The organism is Nonomuraea insulae, assembly GCF_042656245.1.
In genome coordinates, this window is record NZ_JBHSPA010000027.1 from 543,419 (window position 1) to 561,375 (window position 17,957).

General features: G+C 69.6%; 14 protein-coding genes and 1 pseudogene. 8 read left to right on the forward strand and 7 right to left on the reverse strand.

The genetic code is table 11. The features are described from left to right. Nucleotides 1-87: 87 nt before the first annotated feature. Genes ACFPZ3_RS24760 through ACFPZ3_RS24770 form a run of 3 tightly spaced genes read left to right on the forward strand, consistent with a single transcriptional unit; the run spans nucleotide 88 to nucleotide 3,586 of the window. On the forward strand, nucleotides 88-1,590 hold the full coding sequence (locus tag ACFPZ3_RS24760) for a benzoate-CoA ligase family protein (RefSeq protein WP_379516596.1): 1,503 nt from the start codon (nucleotides 88-90) through the stop codon (nucleotides 1,588-1,590). Beyond that, complete coding sequence (locus tag ACFPZ3_RS24765) at nucleotides 1,587-2,387, forward strand: tryptophan 2,3-dioxygenase (protein ID WP_379516597.1); 801 nt, start codon at nucleotides 1,587-1,589, stop codon at nucleotides 2,385-2,387. Before ACFPZ3_RS24760 ends, ACFPZ3_RS24765 begins: the two co-directional genes overlap by 4 nt. Further along, entirely contained in the window at nucleotides 2,384-3,586 is a 1,203-nt protein-coding gene (locus tag ACFPZ3_RS24770; RefSeq protein ID WP_379516598.1) for a kynureninase, read from the forward strand. Before ACFPZ3_RS24765 ends, ACFPZ3_RS24770 begins: the two co-directional genes overlap by 4 nt. Before the next feature lie 58 nt (nucleotides 3,587-3,644). Here ACFPZ3_RS24770 and ACFPZ3_RS24775 read toward each other — a convergent pair whose 3' ends face one another. After that, a complete protein-coding gene (locus ACFPZ3_RS24775; RefSeq protein ID WP_379516599.1) occupies nucleotides 3,645-4,958 on the reverse strand; it encodes a nucleotide sugar dehydrogenase in 1,314 nt (437 codons plus the stop codon). Between the two features lie 207 nt (nucleotides 4,959-5,165). On the opposite strand from ACFPZ3_RS24775, the gene rfbH reads away from it, so the two are divergent. Together rfbH and ACFPZ3_RS24785 are read left to right on the forward strand one after the other, a co-directional pair. Next, nucleotides 5,166-6,470 carry a lipopolysaccharide biosynthesis protein RfbH gene (gene rfbH, locus ACFPZ3_RS24780; RefSeq protein ID WP_379516600.1) on the forward strand — a complete coding sequence of 435 codons (1,305 nt, stop codon included), beginning with the start codon at nucleotides 5,166-5,168 and terminating at the stop codon, nucleotides 6,468-6,470. Nucleotides 6,471-6,477: 7 nt separating this feature from the next. Then, entirely contained in the window at nucleotides 6,478-7,503 is a 1,026-nt protein-coding gene (locus ACFPZ3_RS24785; RefSeq protein WP_379516601.1) for a glucose-1-phosphate thymidylyltransferase, read from the forward strand. Between the two features lie 174 nt (nucleotides 7,504-7,677). On the opposite strand, the gene ACFPZ3_RS24790 is transcribed toward ACFPZ3_RS24785, so the two are convergent. After that, nucleotides 7,678-8,088: an SgcJ/EcaC family oxidoreductase gene (locus ACFPZ3_RS24790; RefSeq protein ID WP_379516602.1), complete on the reverse strand. Its 411-nt coding sequence runs from the start codon at nucleotides 8,086-8,088 to the stop codon at nucleotides 7,678-7,680. 255 nt (nucleotides 8,089-8,343) lie between these two features. Here ACFPZ3_RS24790 and ACFPZ3_RS24795 point away from each other — a divergent pair, with 255 nt between their 5' ends. Next, complete coding sequence (locus ACFPZ3_RS24795; RefSeq protein ID WP_379516603.1) at nucleotides 8,344-8,619, forward strand: phosphopantetheine-binding protein; 276 nt, start codon at nucleotides 8,344-8,346, stop codon at nucleotides 8,617-8,619. Between the two features lie 61 nt (nucleotides 8,620-8,680). Next, the gene (locus ACFPZ3_RS24800) at nucleotides 8,681-9,865 is read left to right on the forward strand and encodes an acyl-CoA dehydrogenase family protein (RefSeq protein ID WP_379516604.1); all 1,185 of its coding nucleotides are present in this window, start codon (nucleotides 8,681-8,683) and stop codon (nucleotides 9,863-9,865) included. Nucleotides 9,866-10,048: 183 nt separating this feature from the next. Here ACFPZ3_RS24800 and ACFPZ3_RS24805 read toward each other — a convergent pair whose 3' ends face one another. From ACFPZ3_RS24805 to ACFPZ3_RS24815, 3 genes and pseudogenes are all read right to left on the reverse strand, one after another. Then, nucleotides 10,049-10,972 carry a prephenate dehydrogenase gene (locus tag ACFPZ3_RS24805; RefSeq protein WP_379516605.1) on the reverse strand — a complete coding sequence of 308 codons (924 nt, stop codon included), beginning with the start codon at nucleotides 10,970-10,972 and terminating at the stop codon, nucleotides 10,049-10,051. Between the two features lie 213 nt (nucleotides 10,973-11,185). Next, nucleotides 11,186-11,611, reverse strand: a complete 426-nt coding sequence (locus ACFPZ3_RS24810; RefSeq protein ID WP_379516606.1) for an enediyne antibiotic chromoprotein — start codon at nucleotides 11,609-11,611, stop codon at nucleotides 11,186-11,188. A gap of 305 nt (nucleotides 11,612-11,916) precedes the next feature. Further along, nucleotides 11,917-13,207, reverse strand: a pseudogene (locus ACFPZ3_RS24815) (hemolysin family protein). Between the two features lie 462 nt (nucleotides 13,208-13,669). On the opposite strand from ACFPZ3_RS24815, the gene ACFPZ3_RS24820 reads away from it, so the two are divergent. Beyond that, nucleotides 13,670-14,665: a sporulation protein gene (locus ACFPZ3_RS24820; protein ID WP_379516607.1), complete on the forward strand. Its 996-nt coding sequence runs from the start codon at nucleotides 13,670-13,672 to the stop codon at nucleotides 14,663-14,665. A gap of 225 nt (nucleotides 14,666-14,890) precedes the next feature. Here the strand turns inward: ACFPZ3_RS24820 and ACFPZ3_RS24825 are convergent, their stop codons facing one another. Together ACFPZ3_RS24825 and ACFPZ3_RS24830 are read right to left on the reverse strand one after the other, a co-directional pair. Further along, complete coding sequence (locus ACFPZ3_RS24825) at nucleotides 14,891-16,750, reverse strand: CASTOR/POLLUX-related putative ion channel (RefSeq protein ID WP_379516608.1); 1,860 nt, start codon at nucleotides 16,748-16,750, stop codon at nucleotides 14,891-14,893. Nucleotides 16,751-16,978: 228 nt separating this feature from the next. After that, nucleotides 16,979-17,248, reverse strand: coding sequence for a GlsB/YeaQ/YmgE family stress response membrane protein (locus ACFPZ3_RS24830; protein WP_379516609.1), 270 nt, complete (start codon nucleotides 17,246-17,248; stop codon nucleotides 16,979-16,981). Nucleotides 17,249-17,957: the final 709 nt, after the last annotated feature.

Below are 17,957 nucleotides of genomic sequence, written 5' to 3' on the forward strand. Positions count from 1 at the left end.
CCTGCCATCAACCCCCATCTTGCTGCCCCCTCCACGCCTCCCTTCCGCACGGCCCGCCAGGCACCGTGGGAGGTGAAGGAGGCACCCATGAATTCCCTGAACATCGCGGAGCGGTTCCTCGACGGGAACGACGGCGACAGGACCGCGCTCATCACCCCATCGGGCCCGCTCAGCTACGCCGGCCTGCGATCGCTGGCCGCCAGAGCCGGCAACGCGCTGCGCGCCCTGGGGGTTCGCCGCGGCGACCGCGTCCTGATCTGCCTCAGCGACGGCCCAGAGTTCGTCGCCACGTGGTACGGAGCCCAGCTCATCGGCGCGATCACCGCCGAGGTCTACACCTATCTCCAGCCCAAGGACTACCGCTACTTCCTCGACTACGCCGAGCCCCGGGTCGTCGTCACGGACACCGCCGCACTGGACGGGCTGCGCGCGGCGGGGGCACACGGCCTCCTGGTGGCCGGCGTGGCGGAGCACGAGCTCCAGCCCGGCGAGCGGCACTTCGGCTCGGTGGTGGGCGCGCAGGACGACCTGCTGGACCCTGTCCCCGTGGCGGCCGACGACGTCGCGCTGTGGAAGTTCACCACGGGCAGCACCGGCGCGCCCCGTGCGTGCGTCCTGCCCGCCAGGAGCCCCCACGCGAGCTTCGAGGGCTACGCCAGGGACGTCCTCGGCCTGCGCCAGGACGACGTGGTGCTGCCGGTGCCCAAGCTGTTCTTCGGCTACGCCCGTGACCTGACGGCGTTGTTCCCCTTCGGCGTGGGCGCGGCGGGGATCGTCTTCCCCGAGCGGAGCAGGGCGGAGCGGATCTTCGAGCTGATCGCCGAGCATCGCCCCACGATCCTGGTCAACGTGCCGACCATGATGAGCGCCATGCTCGCCCACCCGGACGCCGCCCGCCAGGACCTCAGTTCCCTGCGCGTGTGCGTCTCGGCCGGCGAGGCCCTGCCGCCCGAGCTGAACCGCAGGTGGCTGGAGACGTTCGGCGTCGAGGTGGCCGACGGGCTGGGCTCCTCCGAGGCGTACCACATCTATCTGTCCAACCGCCCGGGCGGCAGCCGCGTCGGCAGCCTCGGCACCGCGGTGCCCGGCTACCGGCTGCGGGTCGTGGACGAGCACGGCGGGCCGGTGCCGGACGGTGAGACGGGCCGCCTGGAGATCACGGGCGAGACGGTGGCGCGGGAGTACTGGCGGGACCCGGTGAAGTCGGCGGCCACCTTCGTGGCCCCGGGCACCGTGCGCTCGGGCGACCTGGTGAGCAGGGACGCCGACGGTTTCTTTCACTATCGCGGCCGTGTTGACGACCTGTTGAAGGTGGGGGGCGTGTGGGTGGCGCCCGCCGAGATCGAGAACTGCCTGCGCGGCCACCCGGCGGTGGCCGACTGCGCGGTGGTGGGTTACCGGGCGGGCGGCCTGGTCCTGCCCCGCGCGTACGTGGTGGCCGCCGAGCCGTTGACGGCCCAGGAGGTGAAGGACTACGTGCGAGCGCGGCTGGCGCCGCACAAGTATCCGAGGGATGTGATGTTCGTGGACGCGTTGCCGCAGACGGCCTCCGGCAAGGTGAACAGGCGAGCCCTGGAGGAGGCGGCATGAGCGGCGCCGTACTGGCCCAGGGAACACGCCTGACGTATGCCTCCTACCTTGAGCTCGACCGGGTGCTCGACGCCCAGCGGCCACGCTCGCGGGGGCACGACGAGATGATGTTCATCGTCGTGCACCAGATCTACGAACTGTGGTTCAAGCTGCTGCTGCACGAGCTGACCGGTTTGCAGGAGCGCCTTGAGGCCGGTGACAGCGGTCCCGCGCTGCACACGCTGCGGCGTGGCGTGGCGGTGCTCCAGGTGGCCGTGGACCAGATGGACGTGATGGACACGCTGACGCCCGCCCAGTTCGCCGGTTTCCGCCACTGCCTGGGCTCCGCGAGCGGCGCGCAGTCCGCGCAGTTCCGCGAGCTGGAGGCGGTGCTGGGAGCGCGTGACCGCACGGCGCTCGACCACTACGAGGAGGGCGGTCCAGAACGGCTGAGCATCGAGGCAGCCATGAACCGGCCGTCCGTCCTCGACTCCTACCTCCGCTACCTGTCGCTGCAGGGCTACCCGGTCCCTCCCGAGGTGCTGCGCAGGAATCCCGCCCTGCCCTTCGAGGCCACCCAGGAGGTGCGCGAGGTGCTCGTCCAGGTCAACCGGGACGACCTGGTGCCCGCGCAGGTCGTGGAGGGCCTGCTCGACCTGGACCAGTTACTGCAGGAATGGCGCTACCGGCACAGCAAGATGGTGCAGCGCATGATCGGGGGCAGGCGCGGCACCGGCGGCACCTCCGGCGCCGACCACCTGCGCGCCACCGCCGCCACCGCGGCCTTCCCCGTGTTGTGGGAGGTGCGTGGCGCATGACGAGCGACCTGGCCGCGTACCTCGCGCCGCACTACACGATGTTCCGCGTCGCGGAACGCCTGCTCCTCACCGGCCATTCGCACCAGGCCTGGCCGGACGTCGCGCTCGACGGCCAGCTGGCGGCCTTCCAGGACGCCGCGCTCGGCGTGGACGACAAGTGGGGCCACGCCATGGAGAAGGCGGAGGAGGTGCGGGCCGGCTTCCGCCGCGTGCTCGGCGATCCCGCCGCCGAGCTGGCCCTGGGCTCCAACACCCACGAGCTGGTGATCCGCTTCCTGTCCTCGCTGCCGCTCGGCGACCGGCCCAGGCTGGTGACCTCCGACGGCGAGTTCCACACGCTGCGCCGCCAGCTCGGCCGGCTGGCGGAGGAGGGGCTGGAGCTGGTGAGCGTGCCGGCGGAGCCCGTCGACTCCCTGGCGGAGCGGCTGGCGGGGGCCGTGGACCGCAGGACCGCCGCCGTGCTGATCTCGGCGGTGATGTACGAGAGCGCCAAGATCGTGCCGCACCTCGGAGTCCTGGCGGAAACGTGCGACCGCGAAGGCGCGCAGCTGCTCGTCGACTCCTACCACGCGCTCGGCGTCGTCCCCTTCTCCGCCACGGCGATCCCCTCCGCCTGGATCGTCGGCGGCGGCTACAAGTACCTCCAGCTCGGCGAGGGCAACTGCTTCCTGCGGGTCCCGCCGCACGCCGAGCGGTTCCGTCCGGTGATCACCGGCTGGTTCGCCGAGTTCGCCGACCTGGCCGCGGAGACGGGGCCTGACCGGGTGGCCTACCCGCCGGGCGCGCAGGCCTTCTCGGGCGCCACCTACGATCCGACCAGCCACTACCGCGCGGCCCGCGTGTTCGGCTTCTTCGCCGAGCACGGCCTGACGCCCGGCCTGCTGCGCGGCGTCTCCCAGCGCCAGCTCGCCCGGTTGTGCGCGCGCTTCGACGCCATGGACACCGGCGGCCTGATCAGCAGGGACACCGGCACGCCACTGGAGAACGTGGCCGGTTTCCTGGCGCTCCGGTCACCGCACGCGGCGCGGCTGCGCGACGGGCTGACCGCGCGGGGCGTGCTCGCCGACAGCCGGGGGCACATGTTGCGGCTCGGGCCCGCGCCGTACCTGTCGGACGATCAGCTCGACGCCGCGATGGACGCGCTCGACGCCGAACTGGGCACCCTGCGCGCGAACCGGCGTCCTGCCCTGGCGGGATAGTGCCCCCGCACGAGGAAGGGCCGTCGCCGATCGAATCGGCGACGGCCCTTCGCGGGTTTCAGCGTCCGACGCCCAGGTAGGCATAGCCCTGGCCACGCAGCTCGGCGATCTTCTCCTTGCTGTAGTAGGCCCGCCCGTCCAGCACCAGGCACGTCTCCGCCACCGGCAGCTCGGCGAAGTCGATGGTGGCGAACTCCTCGTGCAGGGCCATGACGGCCACGCAGTCGGCGTCCTGGACGGCCTCCTCGACGGTCTCGGCCGGGGTGATGCCGAACAACGTCTCGGCCTGGAAGGGATCCACCAGCGGGTCGTGCAGCCGTACCGTGGCGCCGGCCTTCTCCAGGGCCGTGATGACGCCCTCGACCGGGGTGGCGCGCAGGTCGCCGGTGTTGTTCTTGAACGCCGCCCCCAGCACGGCGACCGTGCACCTGGCCGGGTCCTTGCCCTGGCGCACCAGCGCGTCGATGATCAACTGCGCGGTGTGCTCGGGCATGCCCAGGTTGACCTCGCGGCCGACGACCGGCGTGAGCAGCTCAAGTCCGCGCCGGCGGGCCGTGTCCCACACCATCCACGGGTCCTTGACCAGGCACGATCCGCCGACGCCCACGCTGGGCAGCAGGATGTTCACCGTGCTCTTGCCCTTGGGGACGCTGTTGGCCGCCGCGATCACGTCCAGCACGTCCACGCTGAAGACGGCGCAGAACTTGGCCAGTTCGTTGGCCAGCGCGATGTTGACGTCGATCCACCAGTTGTCGGCCAGCTTGACGATCTCCGCGGCCTCCGGGGAGTCCAGGGTCATCACGTCCACGCCGAGCGCGTCCCGCCAGAACGCCGCCGCCTTCCGCGTGCTGTCCTGGTCGATGCCGCCGACCACGATGGGCAGCGACCGCAGCTCGCGCAGCGCCGTGCCCTCGGCGAACCGCTCGGGCGTGAAGGCCAGGCCGAAGTCCGCGCCGCAGGTGAGGCCGCCGCCTTCCAGCAGGGGGCGTACGAGGTCACGCGTGGTGCCGGGCGGCACGGTGCTCTTGACCAGCACGAGCTGCCCGGCGCGGAGATGGCGGCCCACCTCGCCGCACGCCTCGGTGAGCTGGTCGGCCAGCAGCGAGCCGTCGGTGCTGACCGGCGTGCCGACCGCGAGCAGCACGACGTCGGCGGCCTGGATGGCGGAGTAGTCGCTGGTCACGCGGAGCCGCCCGGCCAGGATGCCGGCCTGCAACAGAGGAGCCAGCCCGTCCTCCTGGTAGCGGCAGTGGCCTTCGGTCAGCTCTTCGATCAGCCGAGCGTTCGTGTCGACGCCCGTCACGTGCCAGCCGCGCTCAGCGAGCACCGCCGCGTAACAGGAGCCCACATAGCCAAGGCCGATGACCGCCACTTTTGGGCGCTCATTTTCGCGCGAGATTCGCATCAATGCTCCCCGGTAACGTGCGTTCACAACCCGGTAGATTTCCTGCTGCCAGCACAGCTCAATTCCCGGCAGGCCGCATCTTTTGCCGTGCGCGGCGCGGTACGCAATACAGGAGATGCAGCGGAAACGGCGGTGTCCGATCCTGTGGAGTGGTGCATCGACGAAGGGCCGGAGATGAACGAACACAAGGCGTTGATACTCGACGAGGTGCGCAAATACCATGACGACGTCGCGCCCACCGGGGAATTCGAGCCGGGCGTGACAGAGATCTGGCCGACCGGGGCGGTGCATGACGTCGAGGACCGGCTGGCGCTGGTCGAGGCGGCCCTCGAACTCCGGGTCGCGGGCGGGAGCAGGGCGCGGAAGTTCGAGTCGGTCTTCGCACGGAAGATGAAACGGCGCAAGGCGCTGCTCACGAACTCGGGCTCGTCGGCCAACCTGCTCGCCCTCTCGGCGCTGACCTCGCACCGCCTGGACGACGCCCGCCTGCGGCCGGGCGACGAGGTGATCACGGTGGCGGCGGCGTTCCCGACGACGGTGAACCCGATCCTGCAGAACGGCCTGGTGCCCGTCTTCGTGGACGTGGAACTCGGCACCTACAACCCCACCGTGGACATGGTGGCGCGGGCGATCGGGCCGAAGACCAAGGCGATCATGATCGCGCACACGGTCGGCAACCCGTTCGCGGTGGCCGAGATGGCCGAACTGGCCGCCCAGCACGAGCTCTTCCTGATCGAGGACAGCTGCGACGCCGTCGGCTCCACCTACGACGGCGAGCCGGTCGGCACCTTCGGCGACCTCACCACTGTGAGCTTCTACCCGGCCCACCACATGACGATGGGCGAGGGCGGCTGCGTCCTGACCTCGAACCTGCTGCTGTCACGCATCGTCGAGTCGCTGCGGGACTGGGGCCGGGACTGCTGGTGCGAGCCGGGGGAGAGCAACACCTGCCTCAAGCGTTTCAGCTACCAGCTCGGCTCGCTGCCGCACGGCTACGACCACAAGTACATCTACTCGCACGTCGGCTACAACCTCAAGATCACGGAGCTGCAGGCCGCGCTCGGCCTCAGCCAGCTCAACAAGCTCGACGACTTCTGCGCCACCCGGCGGCACAACTGGCGCCGGCTGCGCGAAGGGCTTGAGGGCGTGCCGCACATGCTCCTCCCCGAGGCCACCCCGCGCAGCGACCCGAGCTGGTACGGCTTCGTCGTCACCGTGGACCCGCAGGCCCCGTTCACCTCCAAGGAGCTCGTGGACTTCCTGGAGGACCGGAAGATCGGCACCCGCCGGCTGTTCGCGGGCAACCTGCTGCGCCACCCCGCCTACGCCGACCAGGAGCACCGGGTCGTCGGCGGGCTGGCCAACACCGACATCATCATGACCCAGACGTTCCACATCGGTGTGTATCCGGGCCTGACGGACCAGATGATCGACTACGTCGTGGCCTCCTTCAAGGAATTCGTCGCGGCCCGCGGATGACCTCCCCATGAAGGCACTGGTACTGGCCGGTGGATCCGGCACCCGGCTGCGGCCCTTCAGTTACTCGATGCCGAAACAGCTCATCCCGATCGCCAACCGGCCCGTGCTTGAGCACGTGCTGATGAACATCCGCGACCTGGGCGTGAGCGAGATCGGTGTCATCGTCGGCTCCTGGGCGTCGCAGATAGACGCGGTCATCGGAGACGGCTCCTCGCTCGGCGTGCGGGTCACCTACATCCAGCAGGGCGCGCCCCTGGGCCTGGCGCACGCGGTACGGCTGGCGCGCGGGTTCCTCGGCGACGACGACTTCGTGATGTACCTCGGCGACATCATCCTGTCCGGCGGGGTCGCCGAGATCGCCGCGGACTTCCGCGCCCGCCGGCCGGCCGCTCAGGTGGTGGCGCAGCGGGTGGCGGATCCGCGGGCGTTCGGCGTCGTCGAACTCGGCCCGGACGGGGCCGTACGGCGGCTGGTGGAGAAGCCACGGTGGCCGCGCAGCGACCTCGCCATGGTGGGCGTCTACTTCTTCACCGCGGCCATCCACCAGGCCGTGGCCGCCATCGCGCCGAGCCGGCGCGGTGAATTGGAGATCACCGATGCCGTCCAGTGGCTGGTGTCCCGGGGGCTGCCGGTCAGAGCCACCGAGTACCGGGGGTTCTGGAAGGACACCGGCAGGCCCGACGACGTGCTCGAATGCAACCGGCGGCTGCTCGGCGAGCTGGGCGTCCTGGTCGACCTCGACCCCATGGCGCAGGTCGTGCGCTCCCACATCGAGGGGCCGGCGATCATAGGCGCGAACACGCTGATCGAGGACTGCCTCATCGGGCCGAACGTGTCCATCGGCCGCGACTGCGTGCTGCGCGGCACGCGGCTGAGCGACTCCATCGTGCTGGACGGGGCCTCGATCCTGGAGGTCCCCGGGATGCACGGCTCGATCGTCGGGCGCTCGGCCGTCATCGAGCCGGCCGCGAATGCGGTGCCGTACCGGTTGCTGGTCGGCGACGACACCCGAGTGGAGATCATGGCCCGCTGACACGACTGACACGACTGACACGACTGACACGACTGACACGACTGGACGACTGAGACGACCGACACGACTCACACGACCGCCACGACCGCCACGATCGCCACGACCGGCACGACTGGCACGACTCACACGACGAACCGACCGGCCAGCGGCCGGTCGGTTCGTCGTGCTGGGGTCTTATGCCCCGATGGGCGTGTTCTGGTACGCCGTGATGAGCCACTGGCCATCCTGCTTGGCCAGCACCCACGTGGCGCGAACGGCCCGCTCCGGTGCGACCTCGCTCTCCTGCCCCGTGAGGACCCCGCCCTTGGTGACCAGCACCGCGGCCTCCGGCCCGAGGAACTTGGCCGACACGGGCTCGCCGGACACCCGCGTGCCCTTGTAGGGACCGGAGTAGGCGGCGCCCATGAACGTGCGGATGCCGTCGCGGCCGGCGACGAAGATGCCGCCGGGCAGGATCATGGTGGCGTCCTCGGTGAACACGCTGGCGAAGGCTTCGCCGTCGTTGTTCGCCCAGGCGGCGACGATGCGCTGCGGCACCTCACGGACGGCCGTCGTGTCGTCGATGGTGGTCGATGTAGCGCTCATTTACTCGTCCTCCACTCAGCGGTATGAAAGCGGGGATCTTCGGCGGCCACCTCGAACCCCTCCGCGACCATAACTCCGCCCGGACCACGGGCTTTCTCCTGTAGTGCCCGATCGGTTGCGCTGTTCTGCGCATTTTCAGAGATGTACGCGAACTCGCAAACTGTGACGATAAATCGGCAGGAACCGGTATTCAGGGCGGGTATCCGTTCGCGGGCCACACGCCATTGATGGGATTTCGGGAGTGGAGGACACCGGATGACTGACAATCGGGCTAGCGAGCTGAGTTTCTCCCTGATCGAGGAAAAGGTCGGAGAGATCTGGCGGTACGTGCTCGATGTGCCGGCCGACATGGCCGATGCCACGTTCTTCGATCTGGAAGGCGAGTCGATCTCCGCGATCCGCATCGTCTCGCGCATCGAGGACGAACTGGGCATCGCCATCGAGGTGGGCGACATTTTCGAGGAGGACCCCAATCTGGGGGCACTGGTGCTCAGAGTCGCCACCGCGGCGAAGGTCTCATCCCTTGCCTGAACGCGCTGGGAGGCCGGACACGCGGCCTCAGCGTCCCGTAACCAGGGAACACTAGGAGGAAATGGTGACGACGACGGAGGTTCCCGCGCGGGAGGAATTCGTGCGGCGGGTGTCCGCGCTGGCGCCGGTCCTGAAGGCGAACGCGCCCTGGGCCGAGCAGAACCGGCGCCTCCACGAGGAGTCGATCGAGGCCCTGGCCGACGCGGGCGTCTTCAAGATGAGGGTTCCCGAGCGCTTCGGCGGCTACGAGTGCAACACACGAACCCTGGTCGAGGTGGGGGCCGAGCTGGCCCAGGCCGACGGCTCCACCGCGTGGACGGCTTCGGTCTACTGGATTCCCACGTGGATGGTGTGCCTGTTCCCCGACGACGTCCAGGCCGAGGTGTTCTCGACGCCGGACGTACGGGTGTGCGGGACGCTCAGCCCCACCGCGATGGCCGCCCCGGTCGACGGCGGCGTGGTGGTCAACGGCAAGTGGGGGTTCGTCAGCGGCGCCCTGCACAGCCACTGGCAGGAGATCGTGGCCATCCAGATCGGGCCGGGCCAGGAGCCGATGCCGATCATGGCGCTGGTCCCCACGTCCGAACTGCAGATCATCGACGACTGGCACACGACCGGGCTCCAGGGCACCGGCAGCGTCAGCACCGTCGCCCAGGACGTGTTCATCCCGGCCGAGCGGGTGCTTCCGCTGCCCGCGATCCTGCAGGAGCAGTACGCCTCCCGCCTGAACGCCGGCATCCCGATCTACCGGGCCCCGCTGCTGCCCGTCGCCTCCGCCTCTTCGGTCGGCACCGTTCTGGGCCTGGCCAAGGCGGCCAAGGCGGCGTTCCTCGAACGCCTGCCCGGACGCAAGATCACCTACACCGGGTACGAGCAGCAGAACGAGGCGCCCCTCACCCACCTGCAGGTCTCCGCGGCCGTACTCAAGATCGACCAGGCGCAGTTCCATGCCGAGCGCCTGGCCGACACCGTGGACGGCAAGAGCGAGCGCGGCGAGCAGTGGTCACTGGAGGAGCGGGCCAGGGTCCGCGCCGACATGGGCGCGGTGTGCTCGCTGGCCAAGGAGGCCGTGGACATTCTCGCCACGGCGAGCGGCGGCTCCTCCATCTACTCCGACGTGCCGATCCAGCGCATCCTGCGCGACGTGCAGAGCGCCAACCTGCACGCGCTCATGCACCCCAACACCAACTCCGAGCTCTACGGCAGGGTCCTGTGCGGCCTTCCGCCCAACACCCTCTACATCTGACGCACGCGGTCGACCCAGGCGCCCCGTGACCCGACGGTCGCGGGGCGCCCGCACGCTCTGGCGTCGCGACCCGATGCCCGCACGCTCTGGCGTCGCGACCCGATGCCCGCACGCTCTGACGTGGCGACCCGCCGCCCGCACGTTCAGGCCCCCGCGACTCGACGGCCGCGGGGGCTCGCACGTTCAGGCCGCCTCCAGTTCCACGCCCTCAGCGGGTGCCCGCCGCGCGTAGGCGTCCACGATGAGCTCCCTGCCGAGGTTCCCCCGTACGAGCAGGTCGGCCACCACGCCCCAGCGCGCGCTCCCGTCCGCCTCCCGCAGCGCCGCCCCGACCGCGGCCAGGTCGTCCACCACCTGCTCCAGCATGTCCGCGACGGCTTCGGCGTTGTGCTCAAGGATGTCGATCCACAACTCGGGAGGGCTCCCGGCCACCCGCGTCACGTCGTACAACCCCCTGCCCGTAAGAGCGAGCACATCCGCTCCCTCCCTCGTGTACGCGAACCTCGCGGCCAGCGCCGCCGACAACACCAGCGGCGCGTGCGACACCGCCGCGACGGCCCGGTCGTGCGCGTACGGCGAGAGCAGGCACACCTGAGCCCCGCAGAGCGCCGCCAGCTCGGTCACGGTCAGCGCGGCGAGCAACGCCGTGGCTGGGCCGGGACACAGCGCCCACTTCCGCCCGGCGAACAGGTCCGCCCTGGCGGCCCCGGTGCCCGACACCTCGCGCCCCGCCATCGGATGCCCGGGAACGTACGTGCTCATGTCGCACCCCGTCAGCTCGGCACTCGACAGGATCCGCCCCTTGGTGCTGGCCACGTCGGTGTAGACGGCCCCCAGCCCCCGGGCCTGCGCGTCGCGCAGCACCGCGGCCACGGTGGACGGCGGGGTCGCGATGACCACCACGTCCGCCGGCGGCTCGCCGGCCGCCAGGGCGAGGCCCGCCCCCATGCGCACGGCCTCCGACAACGAGCGCGGGTCGTGGTCGGCCAGCGTCACACGGACCCCCTCGGCCCGCAGCGCGAGCGCCACGGACGTGCCGATCAAACCGCATCCGACCACCGTGACATGGCGGATCTCGGGCGCGGGCGGTCCGGTCCGGGTTGTCATGGATGTCAAGATCGCCATGGTGATGGGTCCTTCCTCAGTTCCTGGCATCGTCCCTCACAGCAATGCTGCGCCGCGGCCGGCCGGAAAAGGGGCGTGAACGCCGTCCGCTTACTGACGGTCGGCAACATGTTCCTGCCAATGGCAGGAACATGAGTAAGGGCCACTTCCCGAATCCGGGAAGTGGCCCTTTACTTAATTAGGTGCATAAACCCACTAGCTGAAGGTGATCTGCTTGGAGCCGAGGAAGGAGGCAGCGTTCCCCGTGCTGACGTAGCAGGCGGTGGTGGCACAGTTCACCGTGCCCACCGACGCGCCCTCCGGGCTCACACCCGCGAAGGTCTTCTTGACGGTGAACGACGTGCTGGCCGAGCCGCTGGCATTCGTCGTGGCCGTCTTGACCGTGTCCACGTTGCAGGCGAGCACGGAGCCGACATTCGCACACTGGAGGATGTTGAACTCTTCGCTCGCTCCCGCACCGCTGATCGCCACCGTTACGGAGGCACCGTCCGCCAGACCCGAGGCCGGAGTCACCGAGAAGCTGGCGGCCGCGGCCATCGAAGGCTGTGCGGCGAGGGTCAGGCCACCGACCACGACCGCGGCGGCGACACCGAACTTGGCGAGCATGTTGTTCTTCTGCATCTTTACTCATTTCTTTTCTGTGGCGATTGATTCGCTCTGACATTGATAATTCTGCTTCAGCCGCAATGGCGGGGCCAGGGAAAACGCTTGCCACAAGTTGTCTGGTAATTTCCACTACCTGCCAAGCACGGAGTCATGGCGGCGGTCCCGCGCCCGTACCAACGGTCGGCGGATGCACGCCGCCGAGGGCCACGACGACGGCGCGCGCAGGCACTCAATGCGCGCCGCCGCAGTTCATCGCCTACGAGAAGGGGTCTCAGCCGACGTCAGCCGAGAGCCGCCATCGTCATGAGAAGGGGGGATCGTCAGCCGGTGGAGGCGGTCTTCTCCGCGGGCTGCAGGCGTACCTGGGTGATGGCGTTGCGGTCGACGGCGGCGACCTTCAGGGTCCAGCCGCTCGTGGTGACGGTCTCGCCCGGGGCGGTGGGGACGCGGCCGAGGAGTGAGAGCACGAGGCCGGCGACGGTGGTGTAGTCGCCGTCGGGGCGGTTGCCCAGGTGCACGTCGAGGTCGGGCAGGTCGTGGATGGGGAAGCCGCCGGGCACGACGACGCTGCCGTCGGCCTCGCGGTCGATGTCGATCACGTCGCTGTCGGTCTCGTCGTAGATCTCGCCGACGACCTCTTCAGAGCAGGTCCTCCAGGGTGACGATGCCGTCGGTCACGCCGTGCTCGTCGATGACGAGGGCGAACTGCTGGCGTTCGCTCTTGAAGCGGCGCAGGGCGTCGCCGACGGGCAGGCTGTCGGGCAGCAGGAGCGGCGGGCGCGCGATGTCCGCGGCGGTGACGGCGCTCTCGTCGGTGAGCAGGTCGCGCAGGTTGGCGATGCCGACGGTGTCGTCGAGGGTGTTGTCGCGGATCACGGGGGCGCGGGAGTGGCCGGAGGCGGCCAGGATGCGGCTGGCCTGTTCCGTGGGGGTGTCGGCGTCGAGGGTGAAGACGTCGCGGCGGGAGACCAGCACCTCGCGCAGGACACGCTCGCTGATCTCGACGGCGCCGGAGATGATCATGCGTTGCTCGGCGGTGAAGCCGCGGTGGGCGGCCACCAGGTCGCGGATCTCCTCGGCGCTGACCTCTTCGCGGTGCTGGTCCGGATCGCCGCCCACGAGGCGTACGGCCAGGTCGGTGGACTTGGCCAGGGCCCACACGATCGGGCGGGACACGGTGGCGACGAGACTCAGCGGCCTGGCCACCAGCAGCGCCCACGTCTCGGCGCGCTGCATGGCCACCCGCTTGGGGGCCAGCTCGCCGAAGACCAGGGTGAGGAAGGTGAGCACGATGGTCACGAGCACGATCGCGATCGGGCCCGCGGCGCTGCCGAGGAAGCCGAGCAGCGGCACCAGCGGTTCCGACAGGGTGACGGCGGCCGTCGCCGAGGCCAGGAACCCGGACAGGGTGATGACGAGCTGGATGGTGGCCAGGAATTGGTTCGGGTCGCGGGCCAGGCGGGCCAGGGTCCGGCCGCCCGCGCTCTGCTGCTCAAGCCGGCGTAGCTGGCCCTCGCGGAGCGAGATCAGCGCGAGCTCGCTACCGGCGAAGATCGCGTTGAGGATGACCAGGATCACGACGAGGGCAAGCTGAAACCAATAGCCGTCCACGGCTTCAGGACTCCTTGGGATGACGCGGCCGATGGCCGGCGGGGAGAGAGTCGTCCCGGAGCTTCATCCGGCGACGTACGAACTGCTGCCGCGGACGGTGCGCTGGGCGGAGGTGGTGCGCCGGGCCGATGCCCGGCCTGGTACTGCACTCCTCCACAGAACTCGCGACTCCGTTTCCTCATCCGACAGCAGGCGTTATGACCAAAAACGCCGAAACCGGGGGTGAAGTTCCCGATTTCTTTTGGGCGCATGCAGGCAGGCCCGCCCGCATGCGCCCAAGGCACTGTAGCGGATCAGGCCATAGTGGGCGTTATCCGACTCTGGGCACGAACCACCACAAAGATCAACAAAGCGATGACCTCGTGGGACACCTTTTCCTTCCTGGCGGAACCCTCCCGGGAGGCTGATCGTTTAGGCGGGCGATTGGCACACGTACACGACCTTCGACAGGGAGAACGAGCCGTGGTCTTCAAACGGATGCTGGGTGCTTTCGGTGTGGGTGCGCCGTCGGTGGACACCGTCCTGTCCACCCCGCGGATCCAGCCGGGCGGTCTGCTGACCGGCGAGGTACGCCTCAAGGGCGGCGACTTCGACGCCGACATCGAGCACGTGACCCTCAGCCTGGTGGCCAGGGTCGAGATCGAGCACGGCGACGGCGAGGGCGCCGGGGTCGGCGGGTTCTCCCGAGCCCAGGTCTCCGGGCCGTTCACGCTGCGGCAGGGCGAGGACCGGGTCATCGACTTCCAGGTCCCGGTTCCATGGGAGGCGCCGATCAGCGAGATCGGCGGGCAGCACCTGAACGGGATGGCGCTCGGGGTGCGTACCGAGCTGGCCATCGCCAAGGCCGTGGACAAGGGCGACCTGGACATGGTGGCGGTCGAGCCGCTGCCGTCCCAGCTGCGCATCCTGCAGGCGTTCCTCCAGCTCGGCTTCCAGTTCAAGTCCGCCGACCTGGAGGCCGGCCACCTGTACGGCGTCCACCAGGAGCTGCCGTTCTACCAGGAGATCGAGTTCTATCCGCCGCGCCTTGCGGCGGTGGGCGAGGTCGAGGTCACCTTCGTCGCCTCGCCGCACGGGCTGGAGGTGGTCCTGGAGGCCGACAAGCGGGCCGGCCGCCACTCCGGCGACGCCATCGGGCGCTTCACGGTCAGCCACGACGACGCGATGCGTACGGACTGGCCCAGCGAGATCGACCGCTGGCTGGCCGGCCTGTCCCAGCACGGGCACGGCTTCGGGCACGGCGGGTTCGGTCACGGTGAGCACCACGGCGATTCGTACGGCCACCACCAGGGTCACCACGGTCACCACGGTCACCACGAGGAGCATCGCGGCGGTCCCGGCTTGGGCGCGGTGGCCGCCGCCGGCGCCGCCGGTGTGGTCGGCGGGCTGGTGGCGGGCGAGATCGTCGAAGAGATCTTCGAGGGCGATGAGGAGGAAGGCGGCGACGGCGACTGGTAGAGCGCCGCATGGGCCCTGAAGCCTGAGCCCCGGGCCGCAGCCGATACGGCTGCGGCCCGCCTCCTGCTGGACCCGGGTGGCGCACCGCTGGCGGCGCGCGGCCCGCTTCCGGCTGGGCGCTATGGGCTGGGCGCCGCCTGCCGGCTGGAGTCGGTTACGCACCGCGGGCGGCGCGCTTTGGAGGGGTACTTCGGGTGCTTCGGGCGCGCTTCGGGTGCTTCGGGCTCAGCTTTCTGCCAGGACGATGACGCTGTCGTGATCTGCCAGTACGAGGTCGGTGTCCTTGGGCGGGTTGAGCCGTACCCCGTACGTCGGTGCCTCCTGGCTGTGATCGCGAAGGCGATAGCCGATGGCGGTCTCGCCACGCCGCCGGGCCGACTCCAGGACGGTGGCGAAGTTCACCAGCGTCCCCGCCGGCACGTACGAGGGGGCGGGCTTGAGGTAGATCTCCGAGCCGGACGGGTCGAAGAGCGCGGCGAAGACCCCGTGCAGGTGGCGGTTCTCACTGAGCTGGGTCAGCAGCAGGCTGATCAACCGGCTGCTCACGATGAAGTCGTCGGCCTTGGTGACCTGGGCGACCTCGCGGTTCTGGTCGTCGTTCATCTCGGTGACGATCGAGAACGGGTCCCCGAGCCGCTCTTCGATGTCGCGCAGGTGCAAGAGGGTGACCAGGGTACGGTCGTCGGCGTGACCGGGCTCGACGTCGTCCCCGGCGAGCACCACGATGTGCTGGTAGCCGCCGAGGTCGAGCTGTTCGAGCGACGGCCGGCTGGTCGGCTGGCAGGTCTTGTGATGGACGGACAGGTTGACCCGCTTCGGCTTGATCGCCTCGTCCGGCCGCTGGGGCGCCGCGATGTCCACGACCGAGCCCGGCTCGACGAGCCGGTCGAGTAGGTCGATGATCTTGCTGCCGCGGGCGTTCCAGCCGATCAGCAGCGTACGGTCGGGTTCGGCCGTACGGTCGCACGCGGCCACGACGGCCTCCTCCAGGATCGGCGGCCGCTTGGCGGTGGGGCGGATCAACAGGTCGTCCTCGGCCAGCACGATCACCTGGTCGTCCTGGCCGATCGGGGTCCGCATGTCGGGATTGACCAGGCTGTGGCCGTCGGAGGTGCGCAGCCCGATGGGCACGCCGAGCTCGTAGGTGTGCAGGGCCTCGCCGAACGTGGCGCCGCTCAGGGAGGGCTCCGTACGCAGGTACAACTCGTTGCCCGCGAAGTCGAGCAGGTCCGTACAGACCGTCGAGAGCCCGCTCTGCCGGTGCGACTGCACCACCAGCCGTACGGCGATGTCGTCGGCATCGATGACCAGGGCGGACGCGCCGCCGGCCAGCTTGGCCGCGGCCAGGTTCTCGCTGTCCTGCACGGCCGCGACCACGTGCGGCCGCCGGGGCCGCCAGGCGCGGTTGTTCAGCAGCAGGAGGGTCTTCATGACGTCGATGTCGGCGTCGGCGCCCGCGCGCGGCAGCACGATGATCGACTTGGCCGTGTCGGGGCTCACGAGCTCCAGGTCGGCGCGGTTGAGCGGGTTCCCGGAACGGCAGATGATCCGGGTCTTGCCGGTCTCGGGGATCCGCGCCCGGATCTGCTCCTCCATGTCGACCTTGTCCTGGTCGGCGAGCACCACCACACACGAACGCCGCTCGCTCTGGTTCGCCTTGACCAGTTCGCTGATCACCGTGAACGCGTGGTCCGACCAGCCCAGCACGATCGTGTGGCCCCGCTCGATCAGCCGGGAGCGGCCCTTGCGCAGCTTGTCGATCTGCTTCTCCAGGCCGGTGGTCAGGACGCCGATGAGGGCGCTGACGATGAAGATGCCGCCGATCGTCACGATCAGCATCAGGCCGAGGAAGAGCGCGCTGCCCTTGTCGCCGCCCATCGTGCCCGGGTCCAGGGTACGTAGCAGGCCCATCCAGGCCACGCCCGCCCAGCCGCCGTTCTCCTCGGCGTTGGTCAGCAGCACCACGAGGAGGGTGACGACGGCGATCATCAGGGCCGAGCACAGCCCCAGCCAGCCGATCAGCGCGGGCGTGCCGCGATCCATCGTCCTGTCGAACCAGTAACGCAGCCGATCTCGCAGCTTCATCCACCCTGCCATCGCAATCCGTCGCCGCTTCGTCGCGCTCTGTCATCGCGCTCGTGCAGCCTAGCGACGCGCTGCTGTTTTCCTCCCCGTTATCGCAAGATGGGCCGTACTTTGCCGCACTACCGGCCGATCTCTACTCACGCCGCCTGTCGTGCCGGCTGATCTCTGGTCGCGCCGCCTGTCGTGCCGGCCGACTCTGGTCGTGGCGCCTGCCGTACTGGCTGATCTCTAGTCGCGGCGCCTGCCGTAGAGGCCCGCCGTGAGTGAGACGCCCAGGGCCGCCAGGGCGACCTGGATGCCGAGCTCCACCCAGTCCACACCGCGGGTGTCCGCCACTCCGAGTGCGGCGGCGATGGCGGTGCCGATCAGTGCGGCGACCACACCGATCACGATGGTGAGCCAGATCGGTATGCGCTGCCGTCCGGGGATGACCAGCCGCCCCAGTACGCCGATCACGATGCCGATGATGAGGCCGGAGATGATGCCGGTGACTTCCATGTTGCGGCTCCCGACGTTCGTGTATCCATCCACCTGCCAGAAGAACGACTCGCGGTGGCGCGGGGTTCCGTGGGGCTCGGTGGTACGTCCGCGTGCCAGTACATGAGAACGCTCTAATGATCTGCTCACGGTGGTCCAACCGCAGGCCCGCACGATAGGGGCAGGTCGCAAAGCAGGGGGCGCACGATGGGACAAGCACTGCGATGGCTGATGTCGGCCACCACAGTCGCATTCGTTCTCGCCGCCATGCCGGTGCCCATAGCCCGGCAGGATGCGCATCCGACGCCCCTGCCCCGCATCGTCCTCATGGCGGCCGCGTATGACGACGACGACGACGGCGGCGGCGACGACGATGATGAAGACGACGACGGCGCTTATTGGCGTGGCCGCGATCGTGGGCGTACGCAGGTGAGCGAGCGCCACACGGCCAGGCCCACACGGCGCAGCGAGCGATCGAAGAGAAAACCTGACAGCGACGCCGGCCCCGCGAATTGCGACAGCACCGGCGCACAGGCGACCGCGGCATCAGCCGAAACCAAGGGAGCCAAGGCGCCTGCTCAGAGCAGCGGGGGCACCACGCTTCCTCGGTGCGACGGAGGCACCGTGCCCGAGGGCAACGGAGGTGTCGCGCTTGACGGCCGCGGAGATACCGCGCCCGCTCAGGGCGACGGAAACGCCGCACTACCTCAGAGCGAGGGCGGCATCCCCC